Source organism: Nonomuraea angiospora, assembly GCF_014873145.1.
Lineage (GTDB): Bacteria > Actinomycetota > Actinomycetes > Streptosporangiales > Streptosporangiaceae > Nonomuraea > Nonomuraea angiospora.
Window position 1 is genome coordinate 2,414,654 of record NZ_JADBEK010000001.1, and the last position, 13,697, is coordinate 2,428,350.

The following is a 13,697-nucleotide window of genomic DNA, read 5'->3' on the forward strand; positions in this document are numbered from 1 at the left end:
CGGTCGGCTCGAATCAAGGGACACAGCCCCGCATGATGTAACTTAGAGTAACTCGATCATCACTCTGAGTGAAGGCGGTGTTGTCATGAACGCCCTGGCGTCGCTTCTCCATGCACTCTTGCATTCGGTGCAGCAGCTCCTCGGGAGCCTGCACCTGGGCTGACGGAAAACGGCGATCGGCTCCAGCCGGGCACACGGCTGGAGCCGATCGCCACCGGGACCGCATGCTGTGAGCAGGCGAAACACCTCGTAGAGTGGATGGCGTGGGCAGGATCGCCAGCCCGCGCAGGCAGGGCGCACCCGAGCCGGGCACGCCGCGGATCGATTACGCGGCGCTGTTCGCCGCCACGCCGAGCCCGTGCCTCGTGCTGGATCCGGACCTGATGATCGTCGACGTCAACCGCGCCTACCTGCGCGCGACCGGCCGTACCGCCGAGGATCTGATCGGGCGCCACATCTTCGACGCTTTCCCCGACAACCCCGACGACCCCTGCGCGGACAGTGTGAAGAACCTGCGCGCCTCCCTGCACCGGGTGCTGGCCCACCGGGAGCCGGACACGATGGTGCTGCAGAAGTACGACATCCCGCTCGCCGACCGCCCCGGAGCGTTCGAGGAGCGCTGGTGGTCCCCGATCAACACCCCCGTCCTGGCGCCGGACGGGACGGTGTCGTGGATCCTCCACCGGGTGGAGGACGTGACGGAGTTCGTCCACACCTGCTCTGCCCGATCGCCCGACAGGCAGACGGAGACGATGGAGGCGGAGCTGTACGCGCGGGCGCAGGAGCTGCAGCGGCTGAACGAGGAGCTGCGCCATGCCCACGCCCGTGAACGCCAGGTCGCGCTCACGTTGCAGGAGGCCATGCTCTACTCCCCTGACCTGGACCTCCACCCCGAGATCGCGGTGCGCTACCTGCCCGCCGTCGGAACGCTGAACATCTGCGGCGACTGGTACGACGTCGTCGATCTGCCGGACAGCTGTTTCGCCGTCGCGGTCGGCGACGTCGTGGGCCAGGGCCTGGAGGCGGCGGCGGTCATGGGCATGCTTCGCAGCGCGCTCAGCGCGGCGATCCGCGCGCTCAAGCAGCCGGGCCCGGCGCTGGAGGTGGTCGGTCTGTACGCCCGTTCCCTCGAGGGCGCGCTGGCCACCACGGCGGTCCAGGCCGTGATCGACACCGCGGGCTGCCGCATCACCTACAGCAGCGCCGGGCACCTGCCGCCCGTCCTGCTCCACGCGGACGGCTCCTACGCGCTGCTGGACCAGGCCACCGACCCTCCCCTGGGCACCCGCGCCGACCACGTCAGCCGCCCCCAGGCCGAGCTCCCCTACACCGCGGGAGACACCCTCGTCCTGTACACCGACGGTCTCATCGAGCGCCGCGGCGAGGACATCGACGTCGGCCTGGCGCGGTTGACCGGCGCGCTCGCCCGGTGCAGCCGGCTGACCCCCGAGTGCCTCGCCGACGTCGCCCTGAGCTCCCAGGGCATCAGCGGCGGCGCGGGCGACGATGTCGCCCTGCTGGTCACCCGGCTGTAGAACCCGTCGAGCGAGGGACCGGTCAGGCCGAGGTGGCCCGGACCGCCTCGAGGATCAGGCCGGCCACGTCCTTGGGACGGGAGACCGCGACGGCGTGCGAGGCCCCCTCGACCTCGACGACGGTCGCGCCCGCCCGCTCGGCGCCGAACCGCTGGACCTCGGGGTTGATCGCCTGGTCGGCGGCGGCGACGAGGGCCCAGGAGGGCTTGGTCTTCCAGGCCGCCGTGGCCGCGGTCTCGGTGAACGCCCCGGCGGCCAGAGGCCGCTGCGCCACCGCGAGCACCTTGGTGACCTCGGCGGGGACGTCCGCGGCGAAGATCTCCGGGAACGCCTCGGGGGCGATCGTGACCTCGACCGCGGGGCCGGCGCCCTCGACCGGGTAGGCCGACTGCCGCAGGTTGGCGCCCAGCGGCGACTCCGGGAAGCGCCCCTGCAGCTCGCCGAGGCTCTCGCCGTCGTCGAGCACGTACGCGGCGACGTAGACGAGGCCGACGACGTTGGCGGTCGCGCCGGCCACGGTGATGATCGCGCCGCCGTAGGAGTGGCCGGCCAGCACGACGGGGCCGTCGATCTGGGCGGCCACCGAGGCGATGTACGCCGCGTCGGAGGCCAGGCCGCGCAGCGGGTTGGGCGGGGCCACCACGGGAACGCCGTGCTCCTGCAGTTCGGCGATGACGCCGCTCCAGCTGGCGGCGTCGGCGAACGCGCCGTGCACGAGAACGACCGTGGGAGTGGTGCTGTCCGTCATGGGGAGGGCTCCTTGATCAGGGGTGGGCTTGTCCGGGGCGCTCAAGGGCGCAGGGCGTCGCGGAGGAACTCGCCGCCCTGCCGGGTGGCCGCCTTCGCCGCGTGCGTGTCGCGCATCGCGTTGACCATGACGAAGTCGTGGATGATCCCCTGGTAGCGCACGGCCGTGGTCGGCACGCCGGCGGCGCGCAGCTTGGCGGCGTACGCCTCGCCCTCGTCGCGGAGCACGTCGGCCTCGGCCACGATGACCAGCGCCGGCGGCAGCCCGGCGAGCTCGTCCAGGCTCGCGCGCAGCGGCGAGGCGGTGATCTCCGCGCGCTGGGCGGGGTCGGTCGTGTACTGGTCCCAGAACCACTTCATGCCCTCGCGGCTGAGGAAGTAGCCGGTGGCGAACTGCTCGTAGGAGCCGGTGTCGAAGTTCGCGTCGGTGACCGGGTAGAACAGCAGCTGCGCGGCCAGCTTGGGCCCGTTGCGCCGCTTGGCGAGGATGGTGGTGGCCGCGGTCATGTTGCCGCCGACCGAGTCGCCGGCCACCGCGATGCGGGCCGGGTCGAGGTCGTGCTCGGCCCCGTGCTCGGAGATCCACTGGAGCGCGGCGTAGATCTCCTCGATCGCGGTGGGGTACTTCGCCTCCGGGGAGAGGCTGTAGTTCACGAAGACCGTCGCGGCCTGGGCCCGTACGGTGAGCTCGCGGACGAGCCGGTCATGGGTGTGGGCGTTGCCGAACACCCAGCCGGCGCCGTGGATGTAGAGGATCGCGGGAAGGGTGCCCTGGGCGCCGGCGGGCCGGAAGATCCGGATGGAGACCTCGCCCGACGGGCCGCCGGGGATGGTGAGGTCCTCGACGTCGGCGTCCGGCACGGGGACGTCGCCGTCCTGGACGCCGTCGACGGCCTTGCGGCCCTCGACCGGGCCGAGGTCGTAGAGGAACGGCGGGTTCTTGGTCGCCTCGGCGAACGCCTGTGCGGCCTCTTCGAGGACGGGCTTGATGTCGGACATGCTGCCTGATCTCTTTCCATGCGCATAGATGCCGCCGGTGGGCGGCTTACGCAGGTCAGCATCGCAACCGGCCGCCCCGGACGCATCAGTAAGTTGACTGACGTCAGCGACGGGCGGCCAGGGCGTCCTTGAGGAAGAGGCCGCCCTGCCGGACGGCGGCCAGCGCCGGCGGGCTGTCCCGCAGCGGGTTGAGCGACGCGAAGTCGTGGACGGTGCCCAGATATCGCACGGCGGTGACCGGTACACCCGCTGCCAGCAGCCGGCGCGCGTACTGCTCGCCCTCGTCCCGGACGACGTCGGCCTCCGCGGAGACGATCAGGGCGGGCGGCAGCCCCGCCAGGTCCGCCGCGCTCGCCCGTGCCGGCGCGGCGGTGGGTTCGGCGCGTTCGTGCTCGTCGCCGGTGTACTGCTGCCAGTACCACTCCAGCGCCGCGCGGGTCAGGAGGTAGCCGGAGGCGAAGCGCCGCTGCGAGGCGGTGTCGCAGCTCGGGTCGGTCATCGGGTAGTACAGCAGCTGGGCCCGGATGCGCGGCCCGCCGCGCCGCTTGGCCATCATGGTCAGCGCCGTCGCCATCGTGGCGCCCGCGCAGTCGCCGCCGACCGCCAGTCTCCGGCCGTCCAGCCGCAGGTCGGCGGCGTGCTCGGCCACCCAGGTCAGCACCGCGTACGACTCCTCGACGGCGACCGGGTAGCGCGCCTCGGGCGTGCGGCTGTACTCGGGGACCACGAACGCGGCGTCGCTGGCGGCGGCGAGCTCGCAGATCATCCGGGCGTGGGTCCGCGCGTCGCCGAGCATCCAGCGGCCCCCGTGGAGGTAGACGACCACCGGGAGGGGGCCGGTCGGCCGGAGCGGCCGGAACACCCAGAAGCCGGCGAGCCCGGACGGCCCCACCGGCGCCACCTGGAACTCGGCCGCCACGTCGAAGTCGTCGCGCTGGTGGTCCTGGGTCTCCAGCAGCGCCTCCCGGCCGTCGACCGGGCCGAGCTGGTGCAGGTACGGCGGTGCCGCCGAGGCGTCGACGAGCCTCTGGACCAGGGGATCGAGGACGACGGCCGGCCCCTCGCGGGCGCCGCCGTCCGTGGCGGGATCAGTTCCCACGTCCCTCACCTTTCGCTCGCCGGGTGTGCCGATCGTACGCGCGGGTGGTCACAGGTCATCGAAGAGGTCGCGGAGCTGGTGACGGCTGCTGACGCCCAGCTTCGGATAGACGTTGTAGAGGTGGGAGCCGATCGTGCGGGGAGACAACATGAGCTGCTCGGCGATCTCCCGGTTGCGCAGTCCCCGTGCCGCCAGCCGGACGATCTGGCGCTGCTGGGCGGTCAGCTCCGCCAGCGGGTCCGCCGGGGCGGGCGCCGCGGCGACGCCGCTGGCCCGCAGCTCCACGCGCGCCTCGTCGGCCAGGCCGCGGGCGCCGAGCCGGGTGAACGACTCCAGCGCCGTGGCCAGGAGCGGGCGGGCGTCCAGAGGCCGCCGTTTCCTGCGCAGCCACTGCGCGTAGTGCAGCCGGGCCTGTGCCCGGGCCAGCGGCCACTGCTCCCCCGCCGGGTTCACCGTGGCGAGCCGGAAGTGGTGCTCGGCGTCCCTGGCTTCGCCGGTCAGCGCGGCGGCATGGTGCAGGAGCAGCGTCATCCGGGTGGTCGGGCGTGCGCCCAGCGCGGCGCGCACCGCCGCGACGACGCGCGCCCCCTCCTCCTGCCGGCCCGTCCGCTGGGCGGCCGCGGCCAGGTCGGCGATCGACCGGTGCGACAGGAAATAGTGCAGGGGTACGCCGTCCTCGCCGAACAGCAGCCGGAAGTGGCGGAAGGCCCCGTCGAAGTCGCCCGCCGCGGCGGCGGCCGTGCCGGCGGCGCGCAGCAGGCGGGCATGGGTGGCGCGGTTCTCCCGCAGGCCGACGGCCGTCCAGGCGGGATCGGCCGGCAGGTCGGCGGGCTGCCCGCGCAGGGCTCGCAGGGTCGTCCGCAGCGCCTCGACGTCGATCTCCAGATGCCTCAGCTTCTGCACGGCCGCCAGCGTCGCGGTCTCCTCCAGCTGCTCCTCGGCCTCGGCCCACCGTCCGGTGTCGATCAGCGCCGAGACCATCGCCGCGAGCGAGGGCGCGGCATTGCCCATCGAGCCGTACGCGGTGAGCAGGGCGAAAGCCTGCCGGAAGGACTCCACGCACAGGTCGGACTCGTCGGCGTACCAGGCGATCCCGCCGGCCGCGTGCAGGCGGGTCAGGTCCGCGATGCCGGTCGGCGGCTCCTGCGTGCCGGGCCGGCGGCGGATCCGCCGCAGCAGCTCGGGGGCCTGGACCGGGTCGGCCCCGGCCAGGGCCACGGCCCGGACCGCCTCGAAGGCCTCGGTCGTCGTCAGCTCGGCGTAGGGCGTCTCGCGGCCGCCGGCCTCGAGCCCGTCGAGCAGGGCCGCGATCGGCCGCCTCATCTCGGGCAGGCCGGACTGGAAGGCGACCGCCTGGAGCACGGCGGCCAGGGCGAGCACCGTCATGCCGTCCCCGGGCGGATCCGGCTCCAGCGCGCTCATCAACACCTGGAACCCCTGCCGCTGGTGGCCGGACAGCGACAGGGCGATGCCGGCGCCGCAGGCCGCGACGCCCAGCAGGTCCCGGTCCGCGGTCAGCGCGGTGACCTTGTCGTACAGCTCGCGCACCCACGAAGGGTCACCGGCGTTCTGGGCGGCCCGCAGCGCCTTGGCGTACCGCCGCGCCCGATCCGCGGCGCCCGGGCTGCACTCGGCGGCCCGTTCCAGCGCCCGCGCCGCCGCGAAGAAGCCGCCGCGGCGTCCGGCGAGCTCCGCGGTGTCCTCCAGCGCCGCCGCGACGGACTCGTCCTGCCACGGGCACGCGGCGGCCAGGTGCCAGGCCCGGCGCGCGGGGTCGGCGTCGAGGACGGCCGCGAGATCGGCGTGCGCCTGCTGGCGCAGGTGCGCCGGGGCTCCGTCGTAGGAAGCCGTACGCACGAGCGGATGCCGGAAGGCGGCCCGGCCGCCGGCGATGGTCATGAGACCGGCGTCCTCCGCGGGCGCCCACACCCCGAGATCCGGTCCGGCTCCCGCCGCGGCCATGATGGTCTCCAGGTCCTCGTGGTCCGACGAGGCGGCCGCGTAGAGGATCAGCCGCTGGGTGCCGGCCGGCAGGGCGCGCAGCTGGGCGGCGAACATCTCCTGGATGCGCAGGGTCTGCGGCAGCCCGCCGCCGGGCACCGCCTGCCCCGCCCGTACGGCGCGGGACAGCTCGATGATGGCCAGGGGGTTTCCGGCGGCCTGTTCGAGCAGGTCGATCCTGGCCCGGCCGGTGGGCGGCTGCGGCTGGGCGTCCAGCAGGCGCGCGGCCGCCCGGCGGCTCAGCGGGGCCAGGGACAGCACGGGCAGGTCCGGGTTGAGGCCGTCCGGAGGCGTGTGGCCCCGCGCCGCGAGCAGCGCCGTCACGTCGTGGCCCGCCAGGCGGCGCATCACGAACCCGAGGACGTCGCGCGTGTCGCGGTCGAAGTGCTGCACGTCGTCGGCGACCAGCAGGACGGGCCGGCTCCAAGAGACGCGGGCCAGGAGGTTCAGCACTCCGACGCGCAGCGGCATCGGGCCGTGCTGCCGGGTGGCGGCGACGATCCCGAACGCCGCTTTCAGCGCCTCCCGCTGGTGTTCGGGAAGTTCGTCCACCTCGGGCAGCAGGGGGAGAAGCAACTGGTGCAGGGCGGCGAACGACTGCTCCACCTCGGCCTCACAGCCGCGCGAGGCCAGCACCAGGCTTCCGGTCCCCCGCGCGTGGCCGGCCGCGGCCGCCAGCAGCGCCGTCTTGCCCGTGCCGGCCTCCCCGAGCAGCAGCATCGCCCGCGGCCCGCTCCTGTCCCCGTCGATCACGTCCACGATCCGGGCGAGCTCGCTCTCCCGGCCCATCAGCGTCGTGGTGAGGCCGGGCGGAGTCCCGCGTTCCTCGCTCGCGCCGTCGATGCGCACCCCCCGCTCATCCATGGTGTGTCCCCCGTCGTACCGATGCCTCTCAGGCGGCTGCGCAGGCAGGCGGCCTTATTCTGCCAGTTAATGCCAGTTTGGGCGATTTCCAGAAGACAGCAAACGTTTACGGTCCCGCGAAGAGGCGAGGACGGCGCCGCCCACCGAGATCCCGGACGGCGACGTCCAGCGGCCCTTCGCCATCGCGACCGACCCCGACCGTACGCTGGTCGCGACCGTCAGCGAGACCGGCATCGGCATCGGCCTGCCGGAGGCCGACGGCGCCGGCAGCCAGCCGCTGCCCGGCCTGGTCACCTACGCCGCCAAGCAGCCCAGCGTGGCCTACGCCCACCAGCGCACCGGTCAGATCGCCCGCGCGCTGACCATCATCAAGGACGCCCCGGCGCCGACCGAGTTCCGCTTCCCGATCTCCGCCCCCGAGGGCAGCATGCTGGAGGTCGAGGAGGACGACGGCACGGTCCTGATCGACGACAACGACTTCTACCTCGCCGAGATCGACCTGCCCTGGGCCAAGGACGCCAACGGCAACCCTCGGCTGCCGGATCCGTTTCGCTGTTCACCCGCACGGATGCTACCTGAGGGTCCTCCTGCGGCTCGGGACCGCAGGAGGACGCGGGGAGGCCGGTGTCGAGGGCCTCCCCCCACGTCACTGGAACGAGAGGGAGTCGATGGTGATGGTGCTGTTCCCGCCGTACCAGAAGCCCATCGCGAGCTGCCCGGGGGACGCCCGGTCGATCCCGTTGGCCGCCAGCGGGATCCTGATGTCCTGGTACGCCGTGGTGACGGCCGGATGGCCCCCTCCGTCGAGCGTGAAGTCGCCGAAGACCTTGCTCGCCCCGCCGAGGCCGAGGTTGAAGTGGGCCTGCTCGCCCCCCGCCGCGCCCTTGATCCGCACGACGAGATGGGTGTACGCGGACAGATCGGTGTTGACGTCGCTGCCGAACCAGCCGCAGTTGTCGTAGCGCAGGCCGAGTGCCCCGCCGGACACGGCGCCGGAGCCGCCGCCGTTGAGGAAGCAGTTGCCGCCGGTCCACCGGCCGAGGTCGTTGCGCGCGGCGGACGGGTACGCCGGATCGCCGTCGAAGTCGTCCAGGACCAGCCCCCCGGCCGGCGATGGCAGGGTGACGACGGTGACGGGGGCCGACGCGGCGGAGGTGTTGCCCGCGGCGTCGTACGCCTTCACGGTGTAGGTGTAGGAGGTCGCGGGGCTCAGCCCGGTGTCGGTGTAGGAGGTCGTCGCCGAGGTCCCGACCTGGGCGGCGCCGCGGTAGATCCGGTATCCGGCCACTCCGACGTCGTCGGTGGACGCCGTCCAGGACAGGGCGGCCGAGGTCGTGGTGCGCGACGGGGAGGTCAGCCCGGTGGGCGCGGTGGGCGCCGTGGTGTCCGTGCCGCCGCCGGCGCCGACGGTGACCGGGCCGAGGCCGAGCCAGCCGTCGGCGCCCTGGGTTGCGTTGGCGAAACGGAGCCTCTTGGCGTTCGCGGACACGGTTTCCAGGGGGTTCTTCACCCGCAGGACCCATTGGTAGCCGCCGGCGGGCACGCCGGAGAGGTTCACGCCGGTCTGGAAGTACTGCGGGTAGCCGTAGTCGAGGTAGGCGGGGTCCGGTCCCGCGCCCCAGTCGGGGAACGCGCGGATCTTCAGCGGCATGACCGTGCGCAGGTCCCAGGGCGTGTCGAAGGTCCTGACCACGGTCCCGGAGCCGTTCCGCAGGCCGAGGGTGACCGTCCACGGGTAGTAGAACGGGGCCACGCCGTTGTTGCGGATCCGCACGCCCACGTTCGTGGTGCCGTTCGCGGTGTTCTTGAAGTAGGCGTTGTCGACGGTGAGGTCGTAACCCATGAGCCGGACGGCGGCCGCGACGTTGGGGTCTCCCGGCGCGTAGCTCTGGCTCTGCTCGTTGATCTTCCAGGTGGTGTGCTCCAGCTCGATGCACGCCTTCATGTTGTCGACCTGCCCCGAGCCGCCGGGCCAGGACGCGAACGCCGAGGACTGGATCTCGGGCCGGACCTCCCCGCCCATCGACGCGGTGATCCACTTGTTCTCCGCGCCCGCGTCGAGGGCCCGCTGGAGCTGGGCGTAGCCGGCCCCGCCGAGCGAGCGCGGCAGCGTGACGCCGGCCGGCGGCGAGCCTTCCCGGTAGCAGAAGGAATCGTCGTGGTAGCCGATGTCCCGGTTCGTCCCCGCGCCGGCGGCCGAGTCGGGGTAGCGCATCTCCAGCTTGGTCCTGTCGAAGGCGTCGTCGTACGCCTGGAGGAGTTGCGCGGCGTGCGCGTCGGTCGGCATGAAGTTCGGATAGGTGTCGCCGCTGGTGTCGGTGTCGAACGGCCAGGTGTGCCACTCGCCCCACAGCCCGACCAGCCCCAGGTGGATGAACCCGATGCGCGGGTCGCCGTCGTAGCGGGCGCCGAACGCCGCGATGAAGTCGCTCAGCGCGCCGAGCAGGTAGGGGCTGTCGTAGTCCGGGCTGGTGGTGCCCCAGTAGGTGTTGGTCCGGTACGTGACGTGCCCGTCGAAGCAGCGCGGGATGGCGTTGCCCGGGTGGGTCCCGGAGCCGCCGGGATACTCCAGGTAGAAGCGCACGGCCGCCTGGTTGCCGTACGAGGCGGTCTCGTTCAGCGCGTCGTCCAGGATCGACCAGTCGTAGGTGGAGCAGTCGGCCGGATCGGTCATCACCTCTGACAGGCCGAAATAGCTCCATGTGAGGGAGTGCGGGTAGCCGGTGCTCTGGTCGCTCCCGGGCCAGTAGAAGCGGGCGAACCCCTTGAGCGGGTTGTCCAGCGGCGCGGGCGCGGACGCCAGCGGATGCGCCTGGAGCGACGGATCGGGCGTGGCGGGGGCCGGCGGCCGGGGCGGCACCCCGCCCGGGACCGGCGCGAGCGCCCACGCCGGGGCGGCCGGGAACAGGGCCAGCGCGACGGCGGCGAGGGCCGCGAGGACGGCGCGGCGACGCCGCCGGGGTGGCGGCACAAGGGCAGGCATGGCTGAGGAACCTCCGAAATACGCGGGCGGCGGGAGCCTGCGGCAGGCCGCGAAGAGCCCGCCGCATGGGGGTTGACGTGGGACGGAAGGGCTCGGAAAGGTTGCCGTACGCTCGCCGAGTTATGAGGAGCTATTGACAAACTTCCGATGGCTCACATCATTATTCGGAAGTCACCGTGTGACAAGAGGTCAATTTCACCGAGCGCCGAGGACGATGATGAGAACGATGCGGACCGCGGAACGGTCGCAGGTCGCCGAGCCGGGCGACGATGCCGGCGCCGATGCCCACCGGCGAAGACGGGCCCGGCCGCGCGACGACCGCCGGGCGGCGTGGCTCTTCCTGATCCCCGCGCTCGCCGGCTTCGTGATCTTCTACGGCTACCCGACCGTCCGCGGGATCTGGTACTCCCTGACCGACTACAACCTGCTCAGCGCCCCCGCCTTCGTCGGCGGGGACAACTACGCCCGGCTCGTGCGGGACCCCCAGTTCTGGCACTCGCTCGCGGTCACCGTCTACTACGTCGTCGTCAACATCGGCTCGCAGCTGCTGCTCGGGCTGCTCCTGGCCGCGCTCATGCACCGCCTCACCCGGTCGGTGGCGCTGCGCGCGATGCTGCTGCTGCCGTGGCTGGTGCCGAACGTCACCGTCGGCCTGATCTGGATCTGGCTGCTCGACGCCGACCTCGGCTTCGTCAACCACCTGCTCAAGGCGCTCGACCTCGGCACGGTCGGCTTCTTCGTCTCACCCGAGTGGGCCATGCCGACGATCGGGATGGTCAACACCTGGGCGTACACCGGCTACACCGCGCTCCTGCTCTACGCCGGCATGCTGCAGATCCCGCCCCACCTGTACGAGAGCGCCGCCCTCGACGGCGCCGGCGAGCTGCGCATGTTCCGCTCGGTCACGCTGCCGATGCTGCGGCCCGTCCTCGCCCTGGTGCTGGTGGTGTCGCTGATCGGCTCGTTCCAGATCTTCGACACGGTCGCGGTGGCGGCGCGCGGCGGCGGCGCGAGCAGCGCGATCAGGGTCATCTACTACTTCATCTACCAGCACGCCTTCCAGTACTTCCACATGGGCTACGCCTCGGCGGCGGCACTCCTGCTCGCGCTCGTCCTCGGCGTGCTCACGGTCGTGCAGATGCGGCTGCTGCGGGCGTCCCGCTCGGACCTGGCCTGAGGAGAGAAACACGTTGCGGCGCATCGCGAACATCGGCCGGCTGCCGGCCTGGGCCGTCCTGGCCGTGGCCCTCGTGCTCACCCTGTTCCCCTTCTACTGGATGGTCCGTACGGCGCTCACCCCGGCCGCCGACCTCTACACCGACAGCGGCGCCCTGTTCCCGCGGCACCCGACGACGGTGAACTTCCTGCGCATCCTCGGGCTCACCAGTCAGGAGGAGGCCCGCGCGGCGGGCGGGTCGGGCGCGCGGATCGACTTCGCCCGCTACCTGCTGAACTCGGTCGTCTACACCGGCCTCATCGCGACGGCGCAGACGTTCTTCTGCGCGATGGCCGGGTACGCGTTCGCCCGGCTGCGCTTCCCCGGGCGCGAGCTCGTCTTCGGCGTCGTGATCGCCGCGCTCCTGGTGCCGCCGGTCTTCACCCTGCTGCCCAACTTCGTGCTGGTGAAGAACCTCGGCCTGGTCGGCACGTTCGCCGGGATGGTGGCCCCGACGCTCCTGATGACCCCGTTCGCGGTCTTCTTCCTGCGGCAGTTCTTCCTGTCCATCCCGCGCGACGTGGAGGAGGCGGCCCGGCTGGACGGCAACGGCCCGTGGGGCGTGTTCTGGCGCATCGTGCTGCCGATGAGCCGCGGGCCGCTGATCACCATCGGGCTCACCACGACGGTGTGGGCGTGGAAGGACTACCTGTGGCCGCTGCTGGTCGGGCGCGAGGAGCAGACCCGCGTCCTCACCGTCGCCCTCGGGGTCTTCCTGCAGCAGTCGCCCAACACCCGCCCCGACTGGACCGGGCTCATGGCCGGCTCGACCCTCTCGGTGCTGCCGGTCCTGCTGCTGCTGATCTTCCTCGGCCGGCGGCTGGTCCAGTCCCTCAACTTCTCCGGAATCAAATAACCCCCCGCAAGAGAGGCACCGACCTATGAACACCACCAAGCGGGCAGGACTGGCGCTGCTGTCGCTGGCGCTCGCGGGCGCGCTGACCGCCTGCGGGTCCGGCGGCGGCCAGGCGCAGGACGCCGCGGCCGGCGGCAAGGTCACGATCGACTACTGGCTCTGGGACGACAACCAGCTCGCGTCGTACCAGGCCTGCGCCGCCGCCTTCCACGCGGCCAACCCGAACATCACCGTCAAGATCACCCAGACGGCGTGGGCCCAGTACTGGCAGAGCCTCACCACCCAGCTCGCCGCCGGCCAGGCCCCGGACGTGTGGACCGACCACGGCTCCTACTACCCGCAGTTCGTCGGCAGCGGGCAGATCCTCGACATCCAGCCGTTCGTCGACCGGGACAAGGTGGACCTGACCCAGTACCAGGAGGGCCTGGCCGACCTGTGGGTGAAGGACGGCAAGCGGTTCGGCCTGCCCAAGGACTGGGACACCATGGCGCTCGTCTACAACGGCACGATGCTCGCCGAGCAGAAGATCAAGCCCGAGGAGATGGCGAACCTCACCTGGAACCCCACCGACGGCGGAACGCTCCAGCAGGTCATCGCCAAGCTCACGGTCGACGAGAACGGGCGCGACGGCCTCGACCCGGCCTTCGACAAGAACCGCGTCAAGGTGTACGGCTTCCTGCCGGAGTGGGCCGACGGGTCCCAGGGCCAGAACGGCTGGGGCGACCTGGCCGTGGCCAACGGGTGGACGTACCTGGACAAGAACCCCTGGGGAACGCGCTACCGGTACGACGACCCCAAGCTCGCCCAGACCATCGACTGGTACAGGCGGCTCATCGACAAGGGGTACGCGCCGAAGTTCGACAAGCAGTCCACCCTGGGCAGGGACGCGGTACTCAACGCCGGCAAGGGCGCGATGACCTTCGCCGGATCGTGGACGATCAACTCCTACCTGGGCCCGGACGCCAAGCAGAAGTTCGCGCTCGCCCCGATGCCCCTGGGCCCGGCCGGCGTGCGCAAGACCGCCATCAACGGCCTGTCCGACGCGATCTTCGCCGGCACTCCGCACCAGGAGGAGGCCTGGAAGTGGGTGAAGTTCCTCGGCTCGGCCGGCTGCCAGGACCTCGTCGCCGGCAACGCCGTCGTGTTCCCCGCGATCAAGGCGGCCGGCGACAAGGCCGCGGCCGCCCACCAGGCCAAGGGCCGCGACGTGCGCGCCTACCTCGACCCGACGAAGACGGCCGGCGGCACGTTCCTGCTGCCCATCACCGACCACGGCAATGAGGTGAGCCAGATCGTGCAGGACGCCATCCAGTCGATCGTCCTCGGCCAGGTCGGCACCGCCGAGGGCCTGAAGAAGGCCAACGACCAGGTCAACGCGCTCTTCACCTGAGCCCCGA

10 protein-coding genes are annotated in these 13,697 nt (G+C 72.1%); 4 read left to right on the plus strand and 6 right to left on the minus strand.

Going from position 1 to position 13,697, the window contains the following annotated elements:
• Nucleotides 1-263: 263 nt before the first annotated feature.
• Nucleotides 264-1,535 (plus strand): PP2C family protein-serine/threonine phosphatase, encoded by a 1,272-nt coding sequence (locus tag H4W80_RS11055; RefSeq protein ID WP_318786808.1) that lies wholly within the window; start codon nt 264-266, stop codon nt 1,533-1,535.
• A gap of 22 nt (nt 1,536-1,557) precedes the next feature.
• Here H4W80_RS11055 and H4W80_RS11060 read toward each other — a convergent pair whose 3' ends face one another.
• The 6 genes from H4W80_RS11060 to H4W80_RS11080 all read right to left on the minus strand — a co-directional run bounded on the left by H4W80_RS11060 (nt 1,558) and on the right by H4W80_RS11080 (nt 10,228).
• Nucleotides 1,558-2,283, minus strand: coding sequence for an alpha/beta fold hydrolase (locus H4W80_RS11060; RefSeq protein ID WP_192785008.1), 726 nt, complete (start codon nt 2,281-2,283; stop codon nt 1,558-1,560).
• A gap of 41 nt (nt 2,284-2,324) precedes the next feature.
• On the minus strand, nt 2,325-3,281 hold the full coding sequence (locus H4W80_RS11065; protein ID WP_192785009.1) for an alpha/beta hydrolase: 957 nt from the start codon (nt 3,279-3,281) through the stop codon (nt 2,325-2,327).
• Between the two features lie 103 nt (nt 3,282-3,384).
• Nucleotides 3,385-4,380: an alpha/beta hydrolase gene (locus H4W80_RS11070; RefSeq protein WP_192785010.1), complete on the minus strand. Its 996-nt coding sequence runs from the start codon at nt 4,378-4,380 to the stop codon at nt 3,385-3,387.
• Nucleotides 4,381-4,428: 48 nt separating this feature from the next.
• Entirely contained in the window at nt 4,429-7,245 is a 2,817-nt protein-coding gene (locus H4W80_RS62610) for an AAA family ATPase (protein ID WP_264085975.1), read from the minus strand.
• A gap of 342 nt (nt 7,246-7,587) precedes the next feature.
• Entirely contained in the window at nt 7,588-7,719 is a 132-nt protein-coding gene (locus H4W80_RS62615; protein ID WP_264085976.1) for a hypothetical protein, read from the minus strand.
• A 172-nt stretch (nt 7,720-7,891) separates the two neighbouring features.
• Complete coding sequence (locus H4W80_RS11080) at nt 7,892-10,228, minus strand: fibronectin type III domain-containing protein (RefSeq protein ID WP_192785011.1); 2,337 nt, start codon at nt 10,226-10,228, stop codon at nt 7,892-7,894.
• Between the two features lie 226 nt (nt 10,229-10,454).
• Here H4W80_RS11080 and H4W80_RS11085 point away from each other — a divergent pair, with 226 nt between their 5' ends.
• From H4W80_RS11085 to H4W80_RS11095, 3 genes are read left to right on the plus strand one after another with little or no spacing between them, the layout of a single operon-like run.
• Complete coding sequence (locus H4W80_RS11085; RefSeq protein ID WP_192785012.1) at nt 10,455-11,405, plus strand: carbohydrate ABC transporter permease; 951 nt, start codon at nt 10,455-10,457, stop codon at nt 11,403-11,405.
• A gap of 13 nt (nt 11,406-11,418) precedes the next feature.
• A complete protein-coding gene (locus H4W80_RS11090) occupies nt 11,419-12,300 on the plus strand; it encodes a carbohydrate ABC transporter permease (RefSeq protein WP_192785013.1) in 882 nt (293 codons plus the stop codon).
• A gap of 25 nt (nt 12,301-12,325) precedes the next feature.
• A complete protein-coding gene (locus tag H4W80_RS11095; RefSeq protein ID WP_192785014.1) occupies nt 12,326-13,690 on the plus strand; it encodes an ABC transporter substrate-binding protein in 1,365 nt (454 codons plus the stop codon).
• The last annotated feature ends 7 nt before the right edge of the window (nt 13,691-13,697 follow it).